Source organism: Mycobacterium sp. 012931 (assembly GCF_000419295.1).
Classification (GTDB): Bacteria; Actinomycetota; Actinomycetes; order Mycobacteriales; family Mycobacteriaceae; genus Mycobacterium; species Mycobacterium marinum.
Genome location: NZ_AOPX01000001.1, coordinates 1 through 24,801, shown reverse-complemented (window position 1 = coordinate 24,801; position 24,801 = coordinate 1). Strand labels below are relative to the sequence as shown.

Here is a 24,801-nt window from a genome sequence, read left to right as displayed (position 1 = left end):
TCTAGACATGGGCATCAGGATCCGTCCTTGTCGAGTAGCGCCTGCAGCGTCGCGCGGGCACCGACCCGGTGCAGCGAGTCCAGCGCCCACAGATAGGGCTGTACGAAGCGGGGCTGGTCGATGAGGTCACCGAACACGGCGCGATTGGCCAGAAATGCGCGTGCGTCGTGGCGCTGCGAACGCGCTATCGGCTCCAACATGTCGGCGAGGCGATCCACCACCTCGATCGGCTGGCCGGCCTCGTCGATGCCCTCGGCATAGCGTGCCCAGCTGGCGACGATCGCGGCCGACAGCCGAACCGGGCCGGTCGAGCGGAGGTTGTCCCGAACCACCGGTAGCAGCCATTTTGGGATGCGGTCCGAGGATTCGGCGCACAACCGGGCGACGGTGTCGCGGACATATGCGTTGGCGAAGCGTGGGAGCAGTCCGTTCTTGAATTCGGTCAGGCCTCCAATCGCGGTCAGGGTCGGCGCCGCCTCTTCGTCGAAGTATCGGCGGAGGAACTCGGCGATCAGCGGGTCCTGGGCGGCTTCGTGCACCAGCCGATACCCGGCCAGGTAGGCGAAGTAGCACAGGCCCTGGTGTCCGGCGTTGAGCAGCCGCAGCTTCATCGCCTCGTACGGGGCCACATCGTCGACCAGCTCGACGCCGGCTTGTTCCAGTGGGGGCCGCCCGTGGCTGAAGTCGTCTTCGAGAACCCACATGGCGAATGGCTCGGCGGCGACGGGCCAGGCGTCGCGCACACCGAATTCGCAGTCCAGCCGCTCGATCAGCTCGGGGGTGGTGACTGGCGTGATCCGGCCGACCATGGAGTTGGGGAACCTGGTGTTTTCTCGCATCCATTGTGCGAGTGCGGGATTGGACATGTCCGCGTAGCTGGTGAACGCGCGCTCGGCAACTTTGCCGTTTTCCACGATGTTGTCGCAGGAGACGATCGTCGGTGACCCGTGGCCCCGTTGGCGACGGCGGTTCAGCGCCTCGGTCACCAGCTCGAAGGCGGCGCTGCGCGGTGCGGTGTAACCCCCCTCGGTGATGGTGAGCGAGATGATGCGGATCGCCGGGTCGGCGAGCAACTCGATGACCGACTCGGGTTCATCGGGTGCGTAACGGTAGTCGACGATCGAGCCGATCACGCGGGGCTCTCGGGTGCCGTCGGGATGCTCGAGGATCAACGTGTAGAGGTGGTCCTGGCTGCGCAGCGCATCGCGCATCCGCTCATCACCCGGCAATACGCCGATACCGCAGATGCCCCAGTCGCGTGCGAGCCCGGCGTTGAGCAGCCGGTCAAGATACATCGCCTGGTGCGCGCGGTGGAAGCCACCAACGCCGAAATGCGCGATGCCGATGTTGATTTGGCTGCGGTCATAGTTCGGGACCGGGATGTCGAGGGCGCTCGCGTTGGCTGCGGTTAGCTTCATCGGGGGGGGGGGGTCACCCCAGCCCGCCTCGCGGCTGCGCCGCTGCGCTCGGTGGCGCTGACCCCGCCATAAGTCCGCGTTGCCGATCCCATCCTGAGCATTCTGCCTGCCGTCGCCGCACCAGTTGAAACTGGTGCACCGTGCACCGCGGCAACTTTGTGGCGGCGCCGGAGTGCGGCTGAGTGGCGAAGAAAGTCAGGGGATTTGGGATCGATTCCGTCGGACCGCGGCCTGCGTGCGCTACGCGCCTACTGCTAGCGGATGGCTGCGGCGAAGCTGCGACCGACGAGCGTCCTGCGCGCGGTCGTGCGCGGCATCCGGTGTCGGCCGAACCGGGCTCACCGCTTTGCTGTCGGTCCGGCATGGCCGGGCTGGTTGGCGGGTTGATGGCGCCGTCCGGCCGCGGGACGGCGGGGCGAGTGGCCTGGTCAAACCCCAGATGGGCCGGCGGGATCGCGATAGCATCGAATCCTTCAGGATGCGTCGGCGCTGACCGGGCCATGCGGCCCGGCCGAAAGGTGTCAGATGTCGTTTGTCGTGGTGGTGCCCGAGATGCTGTCAATGGCAGCAACGGATTTGGCGAGTGTCGGGTCCGCGGTCAGCGCGGCCAACACGGCTGCCGCGGCGCCGACAACCTCGGTACTGGCCGCCGCCGGTGATGAGGTGTCCGCGGCGGTGGCGGCGTTGTTCTCCGATCATGCCCACAACTATCAGGCGCTGGGTAGGCAGGCGGCCGCGTTTCATGACCAGTTCGTGGCGGCGCTGAGCGCGGGCGGGGGCGGCTATGGGGCCGCCGAGGCCGCCAACGTTCAGCAGAGTCTGCTCAACCTGATCAATGGGCCCACGCAGGCGTTGCTGGGGCGTCCGCTGATCGGCAATGGCGCGGACGGGACAGCGCCGGGGCAAGCCGGCGGGGCGGGCGGATTGCTGTACGGAAACGGTGGAAACGGGGCGCCGGGTGCCAACCCGGGGGTGGCCGGGGGTGCCGGTGGCGCGGCGGGGCTGATCGGCAACGGCGGGACCGGAGGCTCCGGCGGCGCCGGCGGCGCCGCCGGAATCGTGGGTGAGGGCGGGGCCGGCGGGGCCGGCGGTACGGGCGGTTCCGGCTTCACCAGCGCGGTCACGACGGCCGGTGGCAACGGTGGCAATGGCGGCGCCGGTGGCGGCGGTGGGCTACTTGCCGGAAGCGCCGGCGCGGGCGGGGCCGGCGGGGCGGGCGGTGAGGCTCTCGACGGCGGCGTCGGCGGCAGTGGTGGCGCCGGCGGTCACGGCGGCGGCGGTGGGCTGCTGTACGGCAACGGCGGATCTGGCGGCGCCGGCGGCAAGGGCGGCGTCGCCGCGGGGATCTTCGACCGGGGCGGCACCGGCGGTACCGGCGGCAACGGGGGTGCCGGTGGGCTGCTGTACGGCAACGGCGGAAGGGGTGGTGCGGGCGGTGATGGCGCCAACCTCGCCGGCGGCGGCAATGGCGGCAACGGCGGGGACACTCGGTCGATCGGCAACGGCGGCGACGGTGGTCACGGCGGAAGCGGGGCTTTGGTCGGCGGCGCGGGCGGCAGCGGCGGCATCGGTGGGCGGTTGTTCGGCCAGGCCGGGGCGGCGGGCTGAAGGGCCGCTCCGACGGTCGCGGCCCGGATCTGTGGCTGGGATCGACCTCCCGCCGACTCTGTCTCCGAGTTGCTTCTGTCGATCAATTGCGACAGGTTCATGGCCGTGCGCCCAACGATGGTTTCGCTTCTCAGGGTCTTGTCGGTCGTTTCGGTCCTGTCGGCAGCTGTCTGGTTGGCAGCCGGTTGCGGCACCGGAGTTCGGGTCAACGGCCAAACCCCTTCGCCTCCAGTCGGTTTGCGGCAGATCGAGTTTGTCGACCCCCACGGGCCAGACAGTCCGCGCCGGCTGGCGGTCAGCCTGTTCTACCCGGCCGAGCAACCCTCGCCTGATGACCGTCCGTTCGCCATGCCGTTCGCCACCGAGCTGTCGTTCTATCCGGATCTGCCGCCGCGTGCGGGCGGGTCGCGGTTACCGCTGATCCTGCTGTCCCATGGTCGCGGCAGCAACGGGCTGTTCTACGCATGGCTGGCACAAGCGTTGGCCAGCAAGGGCTACCTAGTTGCCGCGCTGAACCATTACCGTGCCAATACCTACGATTCGTCGATCGTCTACCTCGCCAACAAGCTGTGGCAAAGGCCGCGCGACCTGAGCCTGACCGCCGACTTCTTAGTGCACGATCCGTTTTGGGGCCCGCTCATCGACGCCTCCAGGATCGGTGTGGCGGGGCACTCTCAGGGCGGATTCACCTCGCTGTGGCTGGGCGGGGCCCGGGTCAACCCCGACCGGTACCTGGACTTCCAGCGCGGCGTGCAGAGCGACCCGGCGATACCGGCGCATCTGCGCACCGAGTTGCCGGTGGACGCCGGCCCGGCACTCGACGTCGCCGACTCTCGCATCAAGGCGGTGTTCGCGATGGCTCCCGGCATGGTCAGGGATTTCGGCATGGACGCCGACGGCCTCCATCAGCTCCGGGTGCCCACCTACATCATCGTCGGCGCACACGATGCCCAGACCCCGCCCGGCGACAACGCCGAATTCGCCGCGGCCAACGTCCCCGGCGCTCAACTGAACGTGTTGCCCGGCAAGGTCGGCCACGAGATCTTCCTGAACGAGTGCAACCAACTTGGACGCGAACAGTTCCCGGAAGCGTGTATCGACGACCCGAGCGTGGATAGGCACCTGCTGCACGCCGAAATCAGCTCCGCTGCAACGACGTTCTTCGACACGCAGCTACGTTGAGGTGCGATTCCGGACTTGCGGCCGATCCGAGTCTTGCGTGACTACGCGCAGGCTCGCGCCGCCGCGGCGCGATGCCCGCTTGGGCCGGAGGCGGGATCGACTACCGGATGCGAGTCAGCTTGCGCCCGCCGCGATCACCTGGTCCACCTCGATGGCCCGTTCGGCCATCTCGGCGTGCGCCTTGTCCAGCGCCTCGGCCTGATCTTCATCGGCCTTCATCAGCGCCTCGATGTCGGAACCGGCCATATCGAGCACACCCATGTCCCGGAACGCCCGCTGCACCTTGCCGCCCCACAGCCCGATGTCCTTGACGATCGGCACGATGCGGCTGAACAGGTGCGAGCGGAACTGGATCATCAGCGGCGAGGTGTCGACCCACTCGGCGCATGCTTTGACGTCCATGCCGAGTGTCTCGAAGACCTCCTCGCCGCGGAACCGGTCGCGCATCAGGTAGCAGGCGTCGACCACGAACTCTTCACGCTCCTCGCGCTCGGCCTCGGTCAGCGCCGAGTAGTAGTCCTTCAGCGAGATTCGGCCGAAGGCGACGTGGCAGGCCTCGTCCTGCATGACGTAGGCCAGCACCTGCTTGGCCAACGACTCCGGCGCCGCCATGTCTCGGAGTACCCCGAAGGCGGCCAGGGCGAGTCCCTCGATGAGGACCTGCATGCCGAGGTAGGGCATGTCCCAGCGGGAGTCGCGCAGGGTGTCGTCGAGCAGGGCGGTCAGGTGCTTATTGATCGGGTAGACCAGGCCGATCTTCTCCTGCAGGAACCGCGAGAACGCTTCGACGTGGCGGGCCTCGTCCATGGTTTGGGTGGCCGCGTAGAACTTCGCGTCCAGGTCCGGGACCACCTCGACGATCTTGGCCGCGCACACCATCGCCCCCTGCTCGCCGTGCAGGAACTGTGAGAACTGCCAAGCCTGGAAGTGCTGGCGCATCTCGGATCGACGCGCCTCGTCTGCGGCGTTCCACATCGGGCTGCCGAACAGCGGATGGAACTCGTCGGGCAGCGCGATCGCGTTCATTGGGTCGACGTCTTGGCCCCAGTCGATGCGCGACTGGGCGTCCCACTGTTTGTCCTTCCCCTTTTGGTACAGGGAAAGGAGCCGGGCGCGCCCCTCGTCGTACTCCCAGGTGAAGCGTGCGTCACCGGCGCTGGGAACCTCCCATGAGTACGGCGTGGACACGTCGGTGTACTTGTCCCTTGTGGTCATGAGCTGCCACCTTTCCGACTGTCATGACCGGCGGTGATATGACTTGTATCACATTGCATCGCGTTCGGCGGCGCGCGTCAACCCTGACGTGCGGTCTTTATGGTTCGTCGAGGTAGGCGTCGGCCCAGGCGCCGATGATCCGGGCGGCCCGATGCGCCTGGCCGCGGGCGGTGAGCAGGTGGTCGGAGCCCTCCAGCGAGACGAAGCTGCGGGGGTGGCGGGCCAGGCGGAAGATCTCGGTCGCGTTGCCGATGCCGACCGTGTTGTCGGTGGGAGAGTGCAGGAAAAGCAAGGGCAGCCGCAGGCTCTTGATCTTGTCGCGCAGGTCGGCGGCGCGGACGTCCTGGACGAATGCCCGTTTCAGGGTCAGCGTGCGCCCGCCGACCATCCATTCGGCGCTGCCCTCGGACAGGCAGCGGTCGACGACTGCGTCGTAATGCTTTTCGACGTGGCTGGGGTCCACCGGCGCCGCGACGGTGACCACCGACCGCACGCCCGGTGAGTGCCGGGCCGCGGCCAGCACGGCCGCGCCACCCCAGGAGTGCCCGACCAGGATGTCGGCCGGGGTTCCGCGGGTGGTCATGAACTCGCAGGCTTTGACGATGTCGTCGACCTTGACGGTGAAAGAGCCGTCGCCCCAGCCGCCTTCCGAGTCGCCGAGGCCGAGTGCGTCAAAGCGCAGCATGCCGATCCCGTCGGCCGCTAGCTGTTTGCAGATGCGGGCCGCCGCCGGTGAGTCCTTGTTCAGGGTGAATCCGTGCGCAAACACCCCCCAGCCGCGCACCGCCGCCTCGGGCACATCGATGGTTCCCGCCAGGGTCGGGCCCGTTGAACTCTGGAACGTGACACGTTCGGCCATGGGCCACATGTAGCACGCCAGCGGCGCCGGCGGCGGCCCTAGGCGGGCACGGCGGCGCCGATCGCGAAGAATCCGCGCAGCGCGCCGGCGAGCTGGGCCCGAATCCGGGCCCCGGAGACGACCACATCGACCATCGTCAGCGACAGGTGGGTGTGTCCGCGGGCCCGCACCAGCTCGGTGGGTACCCCGGCCGCGGCGAGTGCCTCGGCGTACTCGATGCCCTCATCGCGCAGCGGATCGAACTCCGCGGCGACGACGATCGCCGGGGGCAGGGCCGACAGATCCGGGGCACGCAGCGGTGCAATCCGCGGGTCGGTGCGCGCGTCCGGATCGGCGTAGTGGTCGAAGAACCATTGCATCAGCGGTGCGGTGAGGCCATAGCCGTCGCCATTTTCGAGGTAGGAGCCGCGGGTCGGGTCGAAATCGGTGACCGGGGTGAGCAACGCCTGGCCGACGATGCTCGGCGCACCCGCGTCCCTGGCGAGGTGGCAGACCACGGCGGCAATGCCGGCGCCCGCGCTCCAACCGCTCAGCACCAGCTGGCCCGGGATGCCGCCGAGCTCCCCGGCGTGCTCGGCGATCCACTGCACGGCCGCCCAGCCGTCGTCCAGCGCGGCGGGGAAGCGGTGCTCGGGTGCGTGCCGGTAGTCCACCGACACGATGAGCGTGTCACTGCGCACGCACAGGTCGCGGCACAACGGATCGTCGGAGGTGTGGTCGCCGAGAACCCAGCCACCGCCGTGGAAGTAGACGACCACGGGGTGCGGACCCGGGCTGGCCGGACGATAGAGGCGGTAGGCCAGCGGCCCGGCGGCGCCGGGCAGGGTGCCGTCGACGATCTCGCCGACGTCGGGGCCCGGCGGGCGTGCCAGGTTCATCTCGTTCATGAGCGCGCGCGCCTGGTCGGCGGGCAGCGATTCCAAGGGCGGAAGGCCCAGCGCCTCCAGCTGCTCGAGCACCATCTGAATGTCGGGTTGCAGGCGGCGCACCACACCGTCGTTGCACTGTGAGCCGTTCGGGCCGGAGAACCGGAAGCCCAGATAGTCGCGGGCCACCACCTCCTCGCAGGCCACCCGGTAGACGTCGACCCCGGCGGTGTAGGCCATGAAGGTGCGCGGCTTTCCCGGGATGTTGGCGCCCACGTACCACGAGTTCGCCTGTGGGAAAAGCGTTATCGATGCGGCGTCATCGGAATGCTGCATCCAGCCGGCCTCGGCGAGCTCGGTGGGCTCGATGCGGTCGAAGCCGAGCTCGCGCAGATAGCTCAGGGCGTCGGCGACGAAGTCGACATGTTGTTCGATCGACACCGCCATGTTGGACAGCACCGAGGGGCTGTTGGGGCCCGCAATGAGGAACAGGTTGGGAAACCCCTCGGTGGTCAGGCCCAGATATGTGGATGGGCCGGGTGCCCACTTGTCCCCCAGCGCGAGGCCGTTGCGGCCGACGATGTCGATCGCCGCGAGCGCTCCGGTGACGGCGTCGAATCCGGTGGCGAACACGATCGCGTCGAACTCGAAAGATTCACCGACCGTGTCGATTCCGGTCTTGGTAACGCCCACCAATGGCTGGTTACGCAGGTCCACCAGCCGCACCTGGGGCAGGTTCAAGGTGGCGTAGTAGTTGCTGTCCAGGCAGAGCCGTTTCGAGCCGACCGGGTAGCCGCTGGGGCACAGCGCCTCGGCGGTCTGCGGGTCGTGCACGGTGGCGCCGATCTTGTCGCGGATGAATTCGGCGAACTCGCTGTTGGCCAGCGGATTGATCATCTCGTCGGCGTAGAGGTTGAGCGCCTCGAGAAGCTCACCGAGCTGCCAGGCGCGTTCGTATCGTTGTCGACGTTCTTCGGCGGACACCGAGAATGTCGGAGTGAGCGAGCGCTCCATCGGGACCCCGCCGAAGGAGTATCGCGCCGCGCGACGGTAGGCGTCGTCGTCGGCCAATTGGGCGAGCTTGTCCGGGGAGATCGGGCCGTTGTGGGCGGGGATCGAGAAGCAGGGGGTTCGTTGGAACACCACCACCTGCGCGGCCTGGGCGGCGATCAGCGGGATCGATTGGATGCCCGATGAGCCGGTGCCGACGACACCGACCCGTTTCCCGGTGAAGTCGACGGGTTCATGGGGCCAGCGGCTGGTGAAATACAGTTCGCCGGTGAAGTTTTCGATGCCGTCGATGTCGAGGTCTTTGGGTACCGACAGGCAGCCTGTCGCCATGATCAGGTAGCGGCAGGTGATTTCGTCGCCGCGGTCGGTGCGCACCCGGTACCGGCCGGTGTCGTCGTCCCAGTGTGCGTGGGTCACCCGGGTGCCGAACTGGATGTCGCGACGCAGGTCGTGCTTGTCGGCGACGTGGTTCAGGTAGCGCAGGAACTCGGGCTGGGTGGCGTACTTCTCCGACCACTGCCAGTCGCGCGACCAGTCGGGATCGAAGCTGTACATGTAGTCGACGCTGGGGATGTCGACGCGTGCCCCGGGGTAGCGGTTCCAGTACCAGGTGCCGCCGATATCGTCGCCGGCCTCGAATATGCGCATCGAATGCCCCGCGCGCCGCAGACGGTAGGCGGCATACAGACCCGCAAAGCCGGCACCCGCGACCACAACATCCACATCGGTGTGGTGTGCATCAGACATGCGTTTATCATTCGCCGCGGTCGCACGTTTTGGTAGCCACAATTAACGGCGCCCCGTCCGCCGATTCGGCGAAAGAAACCGCAATGCGCGCGGGTTTGACCGCGGCTCAATGCGGTCTTAATGCGTGGGGCCGCGCCCAGGGCTCCGGCGTTCCCTGATGACACCCCGAAGACAAAAGGCAGCCGTCGCCGGGTGCCGCTGACGACACTGACAACCGAGCTGCTGCGCGACTACCTCAGGGCCCATCCCCGCCGTAGTGAGCCGGACGCGCCGCTCTTCTGCGCGGTGACTCTCACGCCGTTCAAGCCGACCGGCAAGCGGGCAACCGACGACCGAGGCAACCGGATCACGCCGACCGGCACTGACGCCCTGGCGGCGCTCTCAGTCGATGAAGCAGCGGGGCGGTTGGTGTTGGACTGGTCGGCCCCGATTCGTCACCAGACGTTCTATTAGGCCGTGTTCCGGCCAGCTGTAGCCCGCTCTAACCGCCTGGCGGGTGAGACCGTGCTGTCACCTGGTCTGAAGTTTCACGCGCTTCGGCATAGCTACGCCAGCTTATGCGTGGCTGCCGGTATCCCGGCGTTGCAGCTTTCCCGGTTCATGGATCACGCCAAGATCACTACGACACTGGCGATCTATACCCATCTGTTCGATGACGACCACGCCGAAACGATGGCCGCGCTTGAGGCGATGAGCTGCCCGGTCAGCGCCCCGAACGTCGTACCGATGCGTCGGCGCAGCTAGCCGTCCATCGCGACAAGGTTCGCTAACTGGAATTTGATTGCGACCATGAGGGTGGCACCTTCACGAATCTGACGCTCACAGTCTGGTTGTCGGGATTCGCGGGGTCAGCTGTGCCTGTAAATTGGTCGACAACAAAACCGCCATGAGCGATCAGCGGCCCGAATTGCTCATACTGGAAGCCGCCAGCATCGAAAAATCCAAAGCTGCTGCCCGTCGTTGATATATCCGTATCGTCCAGGTTGCCGACCATTCCTGCGTGATGTTGCTGTCTAGGAATAAAAACACATTGATCATCCAGGCCCACTGTTTTATGAAGTTTGGCGACTTGGCGTTGGTTTTCTACCATAATCTTGATCGCGCGGTTGATGCCGTTCGTTTGGTCTACGATGCGCGGAAGATATCGCCTCAGCAACTTTTTTTTGCAACTCGTTGAGGGCGCCCCTGCGGTGTGTGAGCCGGTCTTACGCCCGTTAACCAGTTTAAATCCTTTGAGTGCAAAACTGTTCTGATCTGAGGTGAACCCTGTCGTGGTGTCGAAATTTGCAGCTCCCACACAGAGCAAGCTGCCGTTTGAATCGAATCCGGCAACGACGACGGCAAGTCGTTTGTCCCAATGATTAGGCAGCTTTCGGATAGTCTTTTCGGCTTCCCGGCGTAGTGCGTCGACTCCGTACCCGAAAACCGGATAATCGCACAAAACCTCAGCGATCCATTCTGATGTTGACTTTTTCTGCCCAATATCGATACGCGCAAGCCCCGTGAAACCAGCAGTGAACGTTTGGTTCCAACAAGTCAGCTTGGTGTATTCGTCATCGAAGACTGATCGATCAGCTTTGGTCAACCGGCAGGGCTCCGGCGTTTAAGCCTGCTAATCAACAACGCCGGAGCCCTGGGTCAACCGGCGATCCGACACCTGTATCACGTAGTCAGCCGAGAAGAACGTCTGTATGAGTGTCATCGCGGTTCAGCCCGGTTCCCTCCCGCCCCGCCGATGTCCGGTTCCTCCGATGGTCCCACCCACCACCGACAACCAGCAAACAGTTTTCGCGGGTAGTGACATCTGCAGGTCGCAGCGTTGCTTAGACCGCGTGTCCCGCCGGGTTGACGATGCTGTCTATCAGCTGTTCCCGTCGTTGGCAGATCGCGTCTGCGATGATTCGCAGCGATCGGAATAGCCATAAATCGGCGTCGCTATGTTCGCTGTAATCCGCGCTGGCCGTGTGGTTTACGCGCCCGTCGTCCTGTAGTTGCTGCACGCCCTCGTAGTTTTTTCCGCTGTGCACAGCTAGTGTTTTGCCGCCGGAGCCGCCGACGACCGAGAAGACCGGCACGTCGCTCGGGCCGTCGGCAATGTAAATCATGTTGCTGATCGGAACGCGACGCTCGTCGGGTGTCATGCGTGCGTTAACGTTGACGTTTTCGATCTTATTTATGCCCTTGTTAATTTCGAACACTGCTCGAGTCTTCGTCGTGTTATCGATGGTGTATCCGATTTGCGTCAACGGCCCGTCAGGGTCGAAGCTGGCGGGATCGAGCGCACCGTCATTGTTAATAGGCGCGTCTGGCAGTAGTTCACACGCCCAAACCCCGTCAACGTGCTCAAAAATCGGATTACCCTCAATCATCTGGCGAAGACCTGTCGAGACGACGTAGTGCTCGGCTGAGATCAAGTGTTTGGCGTACCGCTTGTCTTGTGTAACAAAATCTCTTGTCCGCTTTATGAATTCGGGCATGCCAGGCGCCAGTTCGACCTGGGCACCGAGTTCGCGTAGGAGGGCGTTTGTCAAACCTGGAAACTTTCCTGTGCGAACGTAGTTGAGAGTGTGCTCTAGGTATGCAGTGTCCTCGGCAAGTTGTAGGTCGTATCCGCCGTAGAACTTCTTGAGTGCGTTGACCTCTTGCCAGAACTTGCTTTCATCAACGTCGTAGTGCTCGAAAAGCGGCTTCTGCATATAGCCGCGGGTAAGAGTCCGGTCAAAATCCCAAATGAAGGCAATGATCGTTTGGGTTACGAGGGACGGCGGCATTCACGCGACCTCGGGGCCGGTGAACCTTATTACGTCGTCGCCTCGGTCGATCCAGCCGTACAGGATCAGTCCGGTTCCCCAAAATTCCTCATGTGCTCGACCGAGTTCCGGCATCGGCAGCACAACCCCGACGTCGATGCCTCGTTTGCGAATCTGCTTTAAAATATCCGCATAGTCCGCTGCGGACTTGGTGCTTTCAAATACCCATTCAACGAGTTTGCGCTCATGGAGGTACACAGCAGTACTGGTCAGCATTCGAACGGTAGTGTTCGACTCGTCTTGCCATCGGCGGGCGATGGTGTTTGCGATGTCTTCGACGGCGATCCGATGGTGAACCGGGCTCCCCACGTTCGTCATGGAGGCAGTGTAGGTCTGCCGGTGGAGGGCCGTCGAGATTTCCGTGTCTTCCGCGTGGTCGCTCATGCATGGACGGTATCGACGGGGGCCGACAGGTTTCCGAACGGATGTTCGATGCGTGTGCTATCTGGCGGCTGTAGCAAACGCCTCTCAAATCGGTCAGGGTCACCAGACGGTCATCGGTTAGATGGGCTAGCGATTGTGACGCTTCAGTATGGGATTTGACCAGGTCTTTCGTGGAGCCGATGACGGGAATCGAACCCGCGTATTCAGCTTGGGAAGCTGATGTTCTGCCATTGAACTACATCGGCGCTGTTGCCCCGAAAGGCTAGCACCCAGCACCGGGCGCGGTGTGCGGGATCCGCCTCACTCCATCACTCCCAGGCTGTAGAGGATCAGGAAGCCGGCGAAGAACATGATCGCCATCCACGCCCGCTCCTCGCCTTCATGGGCTTCGACGAGCAGTTCTTCCACGACCAGCCACAACAGCGCCGCCGCCGCAAACGCCAGCACGAGGGTCAGCACGGTACCTCCCGCGTTGGCGAGCACCAGCGCACCCAGCACGCCGCCCACGGCGGTCGCCAGGCTGACCCCGCCGGTGAGCGCGGCGGCCCGGGCCTTGGGTACTCCGGAGCGGGTCAGCCGCAGCGCCACCGACACCCCCAAAAACAGCACCTCGACGGTCAGCGCGATGGTGATGATGATCGCGGTGCGCCGGGAGACGGTCGCGCCCGTCGCCACCAGCAGCCCGTCGATGAACAGGTCGACGGCGACCACGGCGAGAAAACCCACCGGCACTTGACCGCCCGCACGGACGTCGTCGTGGCCGTCCTCGTCCTCGCCGTGCGGTCCGTGGTCTTCGAACTGGCGGAATCCGACCAGCAGCGCGACCCCCGCACTGAACCCGAGAATGATCAGCCACAGCGGGCCCCGCGCCCGCAGGTCCGGCAGCACCTCGGTGGCCACGGCGGCCATGACCACACCGGCCGCGAAATGCTGCACACCGCTGACCAGCGCCGCCGACGGCGTGCGCACGACTGCCACAGCGCCACCGATGATTCCGGCGATCACCGGGAAGGCGACCAAAGCCGCAGCGGTTGTCAGGGTGCTCACGCCAAACCTCCCGGGGCCGATTGAGACGAACATACTCGGGTGCGCTCGATCGGCCGGTATCGGCGGAGGCCGGATGGCGCGCCGGCGTATACAGTGCTCGGCGGACGGGCCGACGGCACCGGAGCCTCGGTTCGTACGTTTCCGACGTGACGCACGCTGGCCTCGCGGGCCACCGTGACCCCGACATCCAACAGACGCGAGCGTTGCGGAACTCGACGGCACCGGGTCCTCACGCAGGAGACACGATGGCCGTTTTAGACACCGGTGAACGCTCGCTGGAAGCGCGCACGATCCGCAAACTGGGCATTCGCATCGTGCCGTTCTTGATGGCCCTGTATTTCGTCAACTACCTGGACCGCACCAACCTCGGCATCGCCCGCGCCGACATCAGCGCGCACCTACAGCTCACAGCGACGATGTTCGGCCTGGCCTCGGGCATCTTTTTCATCGGCTATGTGCTGGTCGAGGTTCCGTCCAATCTCGCGCTGGATCGCTACGGCGCCCGACGCTGGCTAGCGCGGATCGCGGTGTCGTGGGGAATCGTGGTGGTGGCCACCGGCTTTGCGCCAAACGCGACGACGCTGTTGGTGTTGCGGTTCCTGTTAGGGGTGGCCGAGGCGGGCCTGTTCCCGGGGGTCATCTACTACCTGAGTCGCTGGTTCCCGCGCGACTACCGGGCCCGGGTCGTCGCGCTGTTCATGATGGCCAGCCCGATCGCGGCAGCGCTTGTAACCCCGTTGGCGGCGTGGCTGATCCACCTCGGCAACGGGGTGTTCGGGCTGGCGGGCTGGCAGTTCATGATGATCGCCGTCGGTGTCCCGGCGATCGTGTTGGGGTTCGCCTGTTGGTACTACCTGGTCGACCGGCCCGGTGACGCCGCATGGCTAGAGCCCGACGAACGGCAATGGCTCGTCGACACCCTGGCCGAGGAGCAGCGCCAGGTTGCCGGCGACTTTCACTTTCCGCTGCGCCGCGCGCTGACCAGCCCACGGATCTGGGCGCTGGCCCTGGTCTACTTCGGCATCGCCTACGGGCTCTACGCCCTGACGTTCTTCTTGCCGAGCATCATCTCGGGCTTCAAGAAGACCTTCGGGATCGACTTCTCGATCGTGCAAGTGGGACTCATCGCGGCGATCCCGTACACCTGTGCGGCGGTGGCCATGTACCTGTGGTCGCGGCACGCGGACGCCACCGGTGAGCACGTGTGGCATGTCGCCGTCCCGATGTTGCTTGGCGGGCTGGCCATTCCCGTCGCGCTGCACCTGCACACCCCGGTGCTGGTGATGGTGGCCGTGGCGATCACCGCGATGGGGGGTGTTCGCTGCCATCCCCAGCTTCTGGGCGTTGCCGTCAAACTTCCTGACCGGCACCGCGGCAGCCGGCGCCATCGGGCTGATCAATTCGGTGGGCAATCTGGGCGGGTTCGCCGCGCCCTATCTGACCGGGGCGCTCGAACAAGTGACCGGGACCGACAAGGCGGGCATGTGGGCGGTGGGCGCCATGATGCTGATGTCGGCCTTTGTGGTGGTCCTGCTGCGCGCCGTGCCGGGCTCCCCGACGGCTGCCGAGCGCCCGAATTGATGCCGTGGCGCCGAGCGCTGGCCGCAACGCGACCAACGGGAATCGCCAACACCACGTACAAATAGAGGCGACGAGGGAGATCGATCGTGCACATCGTTCCGACACCGCAAGCGGCTGAGGCGATGCTGACCGCAATGCCGCCCGGCCCCTTCGTCATGCTCAACCTCTACCGCATCCGCGAGGTCGCCGATTACTCAGCGAACCCCGAGCTTGCGCCCCCGGCGCCGATCAGCGGTCGCGAACTGTTCGAGCGCTACGCCGCCGGGATGGAGTCGGTGCTGGCGAAGGTCGGCGCCGAGCGGGTCTTTGTGGCCGACGCCGGCGGCTGCTTCATCGGCCCGCCCGAGGAGCGCTGGGACGTCATTCAATTCGTGCGGTATCCCTCGCTGAAAGCCTTCATCGCGGTGATGTCCAGCGAACAGGTGCAGGCCGATCTTCCGCATCGGTTCGCGATGCTGGAGGATTCCAGGGTGATACCCATGGCCGAACGCCCGCTCACCTAGTTTCGACCAGGAAGGAACACCACATGACCAAGGTGCTGGTTACCGGGTTCGGACCGTATGGCGTGACGCCGGACAATCCGGCCCAGTTCACCGCCGAGGCGCTGGACGGACGCACCATCGCCGGGGCGACGGTCGTCTCGCGGATTGTGCCCGGCGCCTATTTCGACTCGATCGCGGCGGCTGAGCAGGCCATCGCCGAGGTGGATCCGCAGCTGGTGATCATGCTGGGCGAATACCCGGGGCGCGCCATGCTGACCGTCGAGCGGCTGGCCCAGAACATCAACGATTGCGGGCGCTATGGCCTCGCCGACACCGCCGGCAAGGTGTTGGTGGGCGAGCCGACCGATCCGGACGGCCCGGTCGCCTACCACGCCACCGTCCCGGTCCACGAGATGGTGCTGGCGATGCGCGCGGCCGGGATCCCGGCCGATGTCTCCGACGCGGCGGGCACCTTCGTGTGCAACCACCTCATGTACGGCGTGCTGCACCACATCGCCTCGCGGAACCTGCCCATCCGCGCCGGCTGGGTCCATCTGCCCTGTCTGCCGATGGTCGCCGCCCTGGATCGCAACCTGGGTGTTCCGAGCATGTCGGTGGAGACGGCGGTCGCGGGACTGGTCGCCGGCATCGAGGCGGCGGTGCAGCATGCGGCCGATACTCGCCAGCCCGTCCCGTCACGTTTGCAGATCTGAGGGCACTAAACTCTTGGCGGCCAGACAATCTTGTTCGGCTGTGTCTTATGGCGCAAGAAATGTCGCGCTGAGCAGGACAAATGGCCCCGCGTCAAGTCGGGTGCCATTATTGTCTTGATAAGTGGCAAACTGCGATATATGCCACAGGATTGCTAACCAATCCGGTGTTTATTATTTCGTTATCGTGTCGTAATCTGCTTCCGTGGGTCGGCACGAGTTAGCCAGGAAGCGGCGCAAGCTGTCTGTTCTGCTGGCTGCAGTGGTAGCGCCCGCGGCCGCCTTCTTCGCGGTGGCAGGGGATATCGGCCCATCGTCCGCGCGTGATCGCATCGACCAAATGGCCGTTGGTGATGAAGCGTGTTGTGTGGAGATTGTCGCGGCAACGCCCATCGAGTTGTCGTCGAAAATATCCAGCGGTGCGGTGGGGATGGGTTTTGCGGCCGGTCAGTTCGCCGCGGCATCGAGATTGCGGGTGGACAGGTCAGCGCGCCTGCTGCCGGTCGGGGTGGCACCGGAACGCGGGCTACAGGTCAAGACCATCCTGGCGGCGCGCAGCATCAGCGCGGTCTTCCCGGAGATTCACGAAATCGGTGGGGTGCGCCCCGATGCGTTGCGCTGGCATCCGAACGGATTGGCGCTCGACGTGATGATCCCCAACCCCGGCAGTGCTGAGGGGATAGCGCTGGGCAACGAGATCGTCGCCTACGTCTTGGCCAACGCCGAGCGCTTCGGGATGCAGGATGCGATTTGGCGTGGCGTCTACTACACGCCCACCGGTGCAACCAGAAGCCGCCTCGGTCACTATGACCACGTCCACGTCACCACCACTGGTGGCGGATACCCCACTGGCAAGGAAATCTACCTCCGCTGACTCGTCGCGCGGCGGCGGCGATCCGAGAGCAGATACGCTCATCGCGTGCTGCTCTCTGATCGAGACCTCAGAGCCGAAATTTCCGCCGGGCGGTTGGGTATCGACCCGTTCGATGACAGCCTGGTTCAGCCGTCCAGCGTCGACGTCCGGCTCGACTGCATGTTCCGGGTGTTCAACAACACCCGGTACACCCACATTGACCCGGCGCAGCGCCAGGACGAGTTGACCAGCGTGGTGGAGCCGACCAAGGGGGATCCGTTCGTGCTGCACCCGGGCGAGTTCGTGCTGGGTTCCACGCTGGAGATCTTCTCCCTGCCCGGTGACCTGGCCGGGCGGCTGGAGGGCAAGTCGTCGCTGGGCCGGCTGGGCTTGCTCACCCATTCCACTGCCGGGTTCATCGATCCCGGCTTCAGTGGGCACATCACGCTGGAGCTGTCCAACGTCGCCAACCTCCCGATCACGTTGTGGCCCGGCATGAAAATCGGCCAGCTGTGCATCTTGAAATTGACCAGTCCGTCTGAGCATCCCTACGGGAGTTCCGGAGTAGGGTCGAAATACCAGGGTCAGCGGGGGCCCACGCCGTCTCGTTCATACCAGAACTTCATAAGGTCTACATAGCTGCCGCATAGCTTGCGCGATAAGGATTAGTAGACCGTTGGCTCGGCTATCCAAGAGCCATTGCCGGGCCATCCGGAGCCATCCGCGCCGTGTTCTCCTCCGCAGCGACCGTGGTGGGTTGCAAGACCTTGGGAGGGGTTTTGGACGTCGTACTTGGGGTATCGATGGCAGCGGCTGACGTCCGGATGGCGTTGGTCGAAGGCGAAGACGGCGACGGCTTGATTGTCGAGGAAGACAGTTTCGACCTCGACCGCAATCCGGTCACGTCGAGCGCATCCGATCAGGTGGTCGCGGCGATTCTGGGCACTCGGGAGGGTGCGGCCGACGCCGGCTTGCGGTTGTCCTCGATCGGCGTGACATGGACCGACCCGGTTCAGGCCGCGGCGCTGCGCGATGCGCTGGCCTGGCACAAGGTCGAAAACGTCATGCTGGTCTCGGGTTTTCTGGCTGCGGCCGCCCTGGGGCAGGCGGTCGGCGGCGCCCTCAGCTATGCGCGGACCGCGGTGTTGTTCATCGAGCCCGATACGGCGACCCTGGCCGTCGTCGACACCGCGGACGGCTCGGTCAGCGAGGTGCGCCAGCAATTGTTGGCCGAAGACGACGACGCGGCGGTGGCCGAGGTGGTCGCCATGGTGGCCGCGGCCGAGTCTCTGCCGGCGCGTCCGGACGGTGTCTATGTGGTCGGCACGGGTGTGGACGTCGCCATGATCAAGCCGGCACTCGATGCGGCGACGTCGCTGACGGTGAGCGTGTCCGAGGAACAGGAAATGGCGCTCGCCCGAGGCGCGGCGCTGGCCTGCGGCAATGCGCCCCTGTTTGCCGCCACCACCGCCGCCCTGGCATATGCGCAGGACCTCAATGATCCTGACCCGCTGGCGGAGAGCGACCTGGTCGACGAGCTCTCGCCCGACCAGGAACCCGCCGGACGCCGATCCGGGCTTTTGATCGGCAGCGGCCTGGCCGTGGTCGCCACCGCGGCGGTGGTGGCGCTGGAAGTCGCCCTGGCGATCGACATCCGCCCGACGGTGGCCCTACAGCCCAGGCCCAACGAGAACCACCTGGTCGCCCCGCCTCAGCAGGCGGCCGCGCCGCCGCAAGTGGCCGCTCCCGAGCCGAAGATCGAGTTGCCGCGCCCCCGGGTGGTGCCGCGCGCGGCCAGCCCGCAGCTGCCGGCCCCGGCGGCGCCGGCGCAGAGGGCGCCAGAGGTGCCGGTGTTGCCCGCCCCCGCCATTCCTGAACCGGTGGTGGCCGTGCCGCCGCTGGTGCCCATCGTCGTGTCGCCGGTCCGGGTACCCAGCGGGGTCGACACCTTCCTGCGCCCCTCTGTCCCCAATATCCAAGCGCCGGTGCCACGTCAGCAGCCCAAGGTGCCCGCCCCCCGTGTTGAAGTTCCAGCCTCGCCCCCGCCGGTGGTGAGTCCGAATCCGCGCGGGCGCGGCGGTCTGAGGCTGCCCGGGCTGGGCCGGATACCCAACCCCGGTCGTGGGCCCGCTGGCGGCAGCCTCGGTCCTGGCCGGCGCGGGCACTTCGGCGGCGGCGCTCCCGGTCGTAGCGGTCCGTCCGGCGGCGGCGGCCATGGGGGCCAGTTCGGCGGCGGCCACGGGGGCCACTTCGGTGGCGGCGGTCACGGCGGTGGGTTCGGCGGTGGCCGCGGTGGCGGTGGCCATGGTGGCGGGTTCGGAGGATTCGGTGGCGGCCACGGTGGAGGTTTCGGTGGGGGCCACGGTGGTGGTTTCGGTGGCGGCCACGGGGGACGCTGACAGCTAATCGTCTGTTCGACGGTTAGGCATCCTTTTACTGCTGAAATGTGCTGACCCAAGCCGATCCGGCAACTAAGGCTCCGGTATGCACCCCGGGAGGCGCGTAAAATCGGCGGCTACAGGGTTGGGGGACCCGCGTAGGCCCGCTGTATGCGATGGTCGAACAGGTATTGGGGGAGCTCTTGGACACCGTGCTCGGAGTATCTGTGGCACCGACGGCAGTGCGGTTGGTGCTGGTCGAAGGCGAAAACGGCGATGGCGCGCTGGTCGATGAAGACGCGTTCGATGTCAGCGGTGATGGCGACGCGGCAACCATCGGGGCCGCCGAACAGGTGATCTCGGCGATCCTGGGAACCAGGGAAGGCGCCTCCGAGGGCGGCTACCAGCTGACCTCAACCGGGGTGACCTGGAGAGACCCGGCCCAAGCCGCCGCCCTGCGCGACGTCTTGGCCCGGCGCAAGATCGAAAACGTCGTGCTGGTCTCGGCGTTCCTGGCCGCCGCCGCGCTGGCTCACGCGGTGGGCAGCGAAACCAACTATGCGCAGACCGCGTTGCTGTTCATCGAACCCGAGGCCGCCACGCTGGCGGTTGTCGACAGTGCGGACGGCTCGGTTACCGACATTCATCGACTCTCACTGTCAGACGACGATGACACGGCCGTGGGCCAGTTGACGGAGTTGATTTCCCAGGCCGAGAGCCTGCCGACCCGTCCCGACGCGGTGTTTCTGGTGGGCTCGGGTATCGATCTGCCATTGATCAAGCCGACGCTCGAGGCGTCGACCACATTGCCGGTTACCGCGGCCGAGGAACCGGATACCGCGCTTGCCCGCGGTGCCGCGCTCGCGGCGGCGAGCAGCCCCCTGTTCGCGTCATCCACGGCGGCGCAGGCGTGGGCCCAGGATCCCGGCAGCGGGGTGCTCTACTCACACGCGCCGTACGGGCTCGATGCCGCCTACTTCGACGATGTGTCGGACCAGTTGGGGACGGGTCAGCAGGCTCTGGCCTACAGCGCGGTGCCCGAAGAGCAGCATGAGCGAAGGCCGTTCGCGCTGCTGGCCAGCATCATGGGGTCAATCTTCATGATCGGTGTGGGTGCCTTGGCCGTGTCTCTGGCGGTCAGCATCCGCTCCGAACCCGGCACCCGCCCCGATCCCGGCCAGAGCGTCGTCACACACCTGCCCGCGCCGGCGCACGCGGCCCCGGCCCCTCAACCCCAGGCCCCGGCACCGCAGGCTCCGGCGCCCCAAGCCCAAGCCCAAGCCCCGGCGCCCCAGGCCCAGGTTCCGGCCCCAGCCCCGGCGCCCCAAGCCCCCGCCCCGCGGGCGCCGCAAGCCCCGGCCCCCCAGGCGCAGGTTCCGGCTCCGAAGGCCCCGGCGCCGGTGCCGGTACCGGTTGCCCAAGCGCCAGTGCCCGTGCCGCAGGCTCCCGCGCCAGTTCCGGTTCCGATTCCTCAGGCTCCCGCACCCGCGCCGGAGGCTCCGGTGCCGGCTCCGGTGCCCATTCCGGTGCCCATTCAGATCCCGCTTCCCCAGATCTTTGGTCCCGGTGGCGGCGGCGGGTTCCCCGGCGGTGACGATGACCGTGGCGGACGTGGTGGTGGACGCGGCGGCCGGCACGGCGGCGGTCACGGCGGTGGGCACGGGCGGGGCGGGTTCAACATCCCGTTTATCCCGGGTATCTGATCTTGCCGGGTAGCTGTCATCTGCCGTTCAGCGTCGCGATGCAGTTCGCTCATCGCAGTCGCCTACACACGGTGTTATGCGATGCACCGTCTTTGGCACCGGCTATCTAGGCGCCACCCACGCCGTTGGAATGGCGCAACTTGGGCACGAGGTTGTCGGGGTCGACATTGATCCGGGCAAGGTGGCCAAGCTGGCCGGGGGCGATATCCTCTTCTACGAGCCGGGTTTGCGAGAGCTGTTGAGGGACAACCTTGCTGCTGGACGTCTGCACTTCACGACCGACTACGACATGGCCGCCGAGTTCGCCGATGTGCACTTTCTGGGTGTTGGCACACCCCAGAAAAGGGGGGAATACGGCGCCGACTTGCGTCACATTCACGCCGTCATCGATACCCTGGTGCCGCGGCTGACCAGAACGTCGGTGCTCATTGGCAAATCGACGGTCCCGGTCGGAACGGCGGCCGAGTTGGCCCGGCGGGCGGCCGGGCTGGCAGTGGCCGGCGTTGGTGTGGAGATCGCCTGGAACCCGGAGTTTCTGCGCGAAGGTTTCGCGGTCCGCGATACGCTGCGTCCGGATCGGATTGTGCTTGGTGTGCAGGAGGATTCGATCCTGGCCGAGCAGTTCGTCCGAGAACTGTACGGACCGTTGCTGGAGGCCGGGGTGCCCTTCTTGGTGACCGATCTGCAGACCGCGGAATTGGTCAAGGTCTCCGCCAATGCCTTTCTGGCTACCAAAATTTCGTTCATCAACGCGATCTCGGAGGTATGCGAGGCCGCCGGTGCCGACGTCAGTCTGCTTGCCGATGCCCTCGGCTACGACACCCGCATCGGGCGCCAATGTCTCAATGCGGGTTTGGGATTCGGTGGCGGCTGCTTGCCCAAAGATATCCGCGCGTTCATGGCCCGTGCCGGCGAGCTCGGTGCCAACCAGGCGCTGACCTTCCTGCGTGAGGTCGACAGCATCAACATGCGGCGGCGTACCCGGATGGTGGAACTGGCCACCACCGCGTGTGGCGGTTCGCTGCTGGGAGCCAACCTCGCGGTGCTTGGCGCGGCGTTCAAACCCGAATCCGACGACGTTCGAGATTCTCCCGCGCTCAACGTCGCCGGACAGCTACAGCTCAACGGTGCGGCGGTCAATGTCTATGACCCCAAGGCCCTGGACAACGCGAACCGACTGTTTCCCACGCTGAACTACGCGGTCTCGGTTGCCGAGGCCTGCGAGCGAGCCGACGCCGTGTTGATACTCACCGAATGGCAGGAGTTCGTCGACCTCGACCCCGACGATCTGGCCGACCGGGTGCGGGCCCGCGTCATTGTCGACGGCCGCAACTGCCTTGATGTCTCCCGCTGGGAGCGGGCTGGCTGGCGAGTGTTCCGGCTGGGGGCTCGGATTCGGGCGGCGTCCTAGTCGGCCGCGTCCGTCGGCGAATTCGGGCTGCGGGCAACCCGGCACGAGTAGCGTTACCGGGGTGGACCAGGTGGCGGCATACCTTGACCAGACCCGTGCTTTCGGCGAACTCATCGGCGACAATGACCAATCCACGCCAGTGCCCAGCTGCCCGGGATGGAACCTCGGGCAGCTGTTCCGTCATGTCGGACGCGGCGACCGGTGGGCGGCCCAGATCGTGCGCGACCGGCTGGACAGTTTTCTGGATCCCCGCAATGTGGCAGGCGGAAAGCCGCCGGCAGCTGTGGACGACGCGATCGCCTGGCTGCAAGACGGCGCGCAGCTGATGGTCGACGCCGTCGAGCAGGCGGGCGCGGAAACGCCGGTGTGGACATTTCTTGGGCCGCGCCCGGCGCACTGGTGGGTTAGGCGCCGGCTGCACGAGGTGGTGGTGCATCGGGCTGACGCCGCCATCGCGCTCGGGCAGCAATTCGTCCTGGAACCCGAGATCGCGGCCGACGGCATCAGCGAGTTTCTGGAACGCATTGCGGTCCAGGCGGGGCGCGACGGCGCGCCGCTGCCGATCGAGGACGGCGACACCGTGCATCTGCACGCCACCGATCCCGGTCTCGGTGACGTCGGGGAATGGACCGCCGCCGTCGAGGACGGCCACATCACCTGGTCGCCTGAGCACGGCAAAGGCACCGTGGCCGTGCGCGGCGGCGCCGCGGAGCTTCTGCTGGCGATGACGCGGCGGGTCTCGGTGCCCGACACCGGGATCGAGGTGTTCGGCGACCAGGCCGTATGGCAGAAATGGCTGGAGCGCACGCCTCTTTAGCGTGCGGACTAGGCGAACACGGTAATTTGCAGGCCATGACCACATCGGAGATTGCCACCGTGCTGGCCTGGAGCGACGCACTCAACGCCGCTGACATTGACACCCTGGTGGCCCTGTCCAGCGACGATATCGACATCGGCGACGCGCACGGAGCAGCCCAGGGCCTCGAGGCGCTGCGGCGCTGGGCCAGCTCGCTGCAGACGACCGCCGAGATGGGCCGCATGTACGTGCACGACGGTGTTGTGGTGGTCGAGCAACGGATCATCGGCCGCGACGACCCCGACAGCGTCGCGAACGCCGCCTCGGCATTCCGGGTGGTCCGCGATCACGTCACCTCGGTTTTCCGCCATGACGACTTGGCGTCGGCGCTGGCGGCCACCGAACTCACCGAGGCTGACCTGGTCGATTGAGTTCGACGAAAGGCAACTAGGAGCCACTCATGCGCGGGATCATCTTGGCCGGCGGTTCGGGCACCCGCCTGTACCCGATCACCATGGGTATCAGCAAGCAGCTGTTGCCGGTCTATGACAAGCCAATGATCTACTACCCGCTGACCACCCTGATGATGGCCGGCATCCGCGACATCCAGCTGATCACCACCCCCCATGACGCTGCCGGGTTTCACCGCCTACTCGGCGACGGAACGGATTTCGGCGTGAACATCACCTATGCAACCCAGGATCAGCCCGATGGTCTGGCCCAGGCATTCGTCATCGGCGCCGACCACATCGGCACCGACTCGGTGGCATTGGTGTTGGGGGACAACATCTTTTATGGCCCGGGTTTGGGCACCAGCCTGCGCCGATTTCAAGACATCAGTGGCGGAACGATTTTCGCGTACTGGGTGGCAAACCCAACTGCCTACGGTGTTGTCGAGTTCAGCGCCGACGGGACCGCGCTCTCCCTGGAGGAGAAACCGGCCACCCCGAAGTCGCACTATGCGGTGCCAGGCTTGTATTTCTACGACAACGACGTGATCGAGATCGCGCGGAGCTTGAAGAAATCCGCGCGCGGCGAGTATGAGATCACCGAGGTGAACCAGGCCTATCTGAACCACGGCCGGCTCAACGTCGAGATGCTGGCCCGCGGAACGGCCTGGCTGGACACCGGCACGTTCGACTCGCTGCTAGACGCCGCCGATTTCGTCCGGACGCTGGAGCGGCGGCAGGGACTCAAGGTGAGTGTTCCCGAGGAAGTGGCATGGCGGTTGGGCTGGATTGACGACGAACAACTGATGCGGCGCGCACGCAGCCTGGTCAAGTCCGGGTACGGCAGCTACTTGCTGGAGTTGTTGGAAAGGAACTGATTTCAGCGCCAATCCGGTGCCCGACGGCTCGTACTATCAGGTATTCCCGATCGTGCCGATCAACAGCCCGCCGTTGCCCGGAAGGCCCGGGGTGCCGGCGCCCGATAGCCCGACGTCGCCGCTGTTTCCGCCATTTCCGATCAGCGCGGCATCGCCGCCGTTTCCGCCGTTTCCGCCGGAGAAGCCGCCGTTCGGGCCGGGCGCCCCGCCCGCGCCGCCGGCCCCACCGTTTCCGATCAGCCCGGCCCTACCACCGCCACCGCCGTTGCCGCCGTCACCGGCGGAACTGGGGCCGACGAAGCCGGCTCCGCCGGTGCCGCCGCCACCACCGTTACCGAATAGCGTGCCGCCGGTACCGCCCTGGCCGCCATTGCCGCCGGTGGCGTTCATGAGGATGTTGCTGGTGTATGCGG

General features: G+C 66.0%; 22 protein-coding genes, 1 tRNA gene and 2 pseudogenes. 15 read left to right on the top strand and 10 right to left on the bottom strand.

Annotated elements, in window-relative coordinates; translation table 11 throughout:
- Window positions 1–14: 14 nt before the first annotated feature.
- The gene (locus tag MMSP_RS00125) at window positions 15–1,418 is read right to left on the bottom strand and encodes a mannitol dehydrogenase family protein (RefSeq protein WP_020784965.1); all 1,404 of its coding nucleotides are present in this window, start codon (window positions 1,416–1,418) and stop codon (window positions 15–17) included.
- 525 nt (window positions 1,419–1,943) lie between these two features.
- Between MMSP_RS00125 and MMSP_RS29460 the strand changes: the two are divergent.
- Together MMSP_RS29460 and MMSP_RS00115 are read left to right on the top strand one after the other, a co-directional pair.
- Window positions 1,944–3,023: pseudogene (locus tag MMSP_RS29460) on the top strand (PE family protein); the annotation flags it as partial.
- A gap of 102 nt (window positions 3,024–3,125) precedes the next feature.
- The gene (locus MMSP_RS00115) at window positions 3,126–4,208 is read left to right on the top strand and encodes a lipoprotein signal peptide (RefSeq protein ID WP_036426963.1); all 1,083 of its coding nucleotides are present in this window, start codon (window positions 3,126–3,128) and stop codon (window positions 4,206–4,208) included.
- Between the two features lie 114 nt (window positions 4,209–4,322).
- Here MMSP_RS00115 and MMSP_RS00110 read toward each other — a convergent pair whose 3' ends face one another.
- From MMSP_RS00110 to MMSP_RS00100, 3 genes are all read right to left on the bottom strand, one after another.
- The gene (locus tag MMSP_RS00110; RefSeq protein ID WP_020784962.1) at window positions 4,323–5,423 is read right to left on the bottom strand and encodes a ferritin-like domain-containing protein; all 1,101 of its coding nucleotides are present in this window, start codon (window positions 5,421–5,423) and stop codon (window positions 4,323–4,325) included.
- A 97-nt stretch (window positions 5,424–5,520) separates the two neighbouring features.
- Window positions 5,521–6,282: a S9 family peptidase gene (locus MMSP_RS00105; RefSeq protein WP_036425841.1), complete on the bottom strand. Its 762-nt coding sequence runs from the start codon at window positions 6,280–6,282 to the stop codon at window positions 5,521–5,523.
- Window positions 6,283–6,320: 38 nt separating this feature from the next.
- On the bottom strand, window positions 6,321–8,906 hold the full coding sequence (locus MMSP_RS00100; RefSeq protein ID WP_020784960.1) for an alpha/beta hydrolase fold domain-containing protein: 2,586 nt from the start codon (window positions 8,904–8,906) through the stop codon (window positions 6,321–6,323).
- Window positions 8,907–9,026: 120 nt separating this feature from the next.
- On the opposite strand from MMSP_RS00100, the gene MMSP_RS00095 reads away from it, so the two are divergent.
- Together MMSP_RS00095 and MMSP_RS25425 are read left to right on the top strand one after the other, a co-directional pair.
- Window positions 9,027–9,359, top strand: a complete 333-nt coding sequence (locus MMSP_RS00095; protein ID WP_152522425.1) for a hypothetical protein — start codon at window positions 9,027–9,029, stop codon at window positions 9,357–9,359.
- A gap of 3 nt (window positions 9,360–9,362) precedes the next feature.
- Entirely contained in the window at window positions 9,363–9,650 is a 288-nt protein-coding gene (locus tag MMSP_RS25425) for a tyrosine-type recombinase/integrase (protein ID WP_084472491.1), read from the top strand.
- Window positions 9,651–9,672: 22 nt separating this feature from the next.
- On the opposite strand, the gene MMSP_RS26545 is transcribed toward MMSP_RS25425, so the two are convergent.
- From MMSP_RS26545 to MMSP_RS00065, 5 genes are all read right to left on the bottom strand, one after another.
- Window positions 9,673–10,491: a hypothetical protein gene (locus MMSP_RS26545; protein ID WP_152522424.1), complete on the bottom strand. Its 819-nt coding sequence runs from the start codon at window positions 10,489–10,491 to the stop codon at window positions 9,673–9,675.
- Between the two features lie 238 nt (window positions 10,492–10,729).
- Window positions 10,730–11,677: an HAD family hydrolase gene (locus MMSP_RS00080; RefSeq protein ID WP_020784956.1), complete on the bottom strand. Its 948-nt coding sequence runs from the start codon at window positions 11,675–11,677 to the stop codon at window positions 10,730–10,732.
- Window positions 11,678–12,100, bottom strand: a complete 423-nt coding sequence (locus MMSP_RS00075; protein WP_011738867.1) for a hypothetical protein — start codon at window positions 12,098–12,100, stop codon at window positions 11,678–11,680.
- Window positions 12,101–12,271: 171 nt separating this feature from the next.
- Window positions 12,272–12,345: transfer RNA gene (locus MMSP_RS00070), tRNA-Gly, on the bottom strand.
- 55 nt (window positions 12,346–12,400) lie between these two features.
- Entirely contained in the window at window positions 12,401–13,180 is a 780-nt protein-coding gene (locus MMSP_RS00065) for a ZIP family metal transporter (RefSeq protein ID WP_050674470.1), read from the bottom strand.
- 212 nt (window positions 13,181–13,392) lie between these two features.
- Here MMSP_RS00065 and MMSP_RS00060 point away from each other — a divergent pair, with 212 nt between their 5' ends.
- From MMSP_RS00060 to rfbA, 11 genes are all read left to right on the top strand, one after another.
- On the top strand, window positions 13,393–14,793 hold the full coding sequence (locus tag MMSP_RS00060; protein ID WP_020784954.1) for an MFS transporter: 1,401 nt from the start codon (window positions 13,393–13,395) through the stop codon (window positions 14,791–14,793).
- A gap of 21 nt (window positions 14,794–14,814) precedes the next feature.
- Complete coding sequence (locus tag MMSP_RS00055; protein ID WP_020784953.1) at window positions 14,815–15,231, top strand: hypothetical protein; 417 nt, start codon at window positions 14,815–14,817, stop codon at window positions 15,229–15,231.
- A 23-nt stretch (window positions 15,232–15,254) separates the two neighbouring features.
- Window positions 15,255–15,923: a pyroglutamyl-peptidase I gene (pcp, locus tag MMSP_RS00050; RefSeq protein ID WP_015354317.1), complete on the top strand. Its 669-nt coding sequence runs from the start codon at window positions 15,255–15,257 to the stop codon at window positions 15,921–15,923.
- A gap of 202 nt (window positions 15,924–16,125) precedes the next feature.
- The gene (locus MMSP_RS00045; RefSeq protein ID WP_051153566.1) at window positions 16,126–16,794 is read left to right on the top strand and encodes a hypothetical protein; all 669 of its coding nucleotides are present in this window, start codon (window positions 16,126–16,128) and stop codon (window positions 16,792–16,794) included.
- Window positions 16,795–16,839: 45 nt separating this feature from the next.
- Window positions 16,840–17,412 (top strand): dCTP deaminase, encoded by a 573-nt coding sequence (gene dcd / locus MMSP_RS00040; protein ID WP_012392561.1) that lies wholly within the window; start codon window positions 16,840–16,842, stop codon window positions 17,410–17,412.
- Window positions 17,413–17,576: 164 nt separating this feature from the next.
- Entirely contained in the window at window positions 17,577–19,172 is a 1,596-nt protein-coding gene (locus MMSP_RS27160) for a hypothetical protein (RefSeq protein ID WP_167470891.1), read from the top strand.
- Between the two features lie 155 nt (window positions 19,173–19,327).
- Window positions 19,328–20,854, top strand: a complete 1,527-nt coding sequence (locus tag MMSP_RS00030) for a hypothetical protein (RefSeq protein ID WP_020784950.1) — start codon at window positions 19,328–19,330, stop codon at window positions 20,852–20,854.
- Between the two features lie 76 nt (window positions 20,855–20,930).
- Window positions 20,931–22,265 (top strand): UDP-glucose/GDP-mannose dehydrogenase family protein, encoded by a 1,335-nt coding sequence (locus tag MMSP_RS00025; protein ID WP_020784949.1) that lies wholly within the window; start codon window positions 20,931–20,933, stop codon window positions 22,263–22,265.
- A gap of 61 nt (window positions 22,266–22,326) precedes the next feature.
- Entirely contained in the window at window positions 22,327–23,082 is a 756-nt protein-coding gene (locus MMSP_RS00020) for a maleylpyruvate isomerase family mycothiol-dependent enzyme (protein WP_015354322.1), read from the top strand.
- Between the two features lie 35 nt (window positions 23,083–23,117).
- The gene (locus MMSP_RS00015) at window positions 23,118–23,492 is read left to right on the top strand and encodes a nuclear transport factor 2 family protein (protein ID WP_020784948.1); all 375 of its coding nucleotides are present in this window, start codon (window positions 23,118–23,120) and stop codon (window positions 23,490–23,492) included.
- Window positions 23,493–23,521: 29 nt separating this feature from the next.
- Window positions 23,522–24,388 (top strand): glucose-1-phosphate thymidylyltransferase RfbA, encoded by an 867-nt coding sequence (gene rfbA / locus MMSP_RS00010; protein ID WP_020784947.1) that lies wholly within the window; start codon window positions 23,522–23,524, stop codon window positions 24,386–24,388.
- 36 nt (window positions 24,389–24,424) lie between these two features.
- Here rfbA and MMSP_RS00005 read toward each other — a convergent pair.
- Window positions 24,425–24,801: pseudogene (locus MMSP_RS00005) on the bottom strand (PE family protein); the annotation flags it as partial.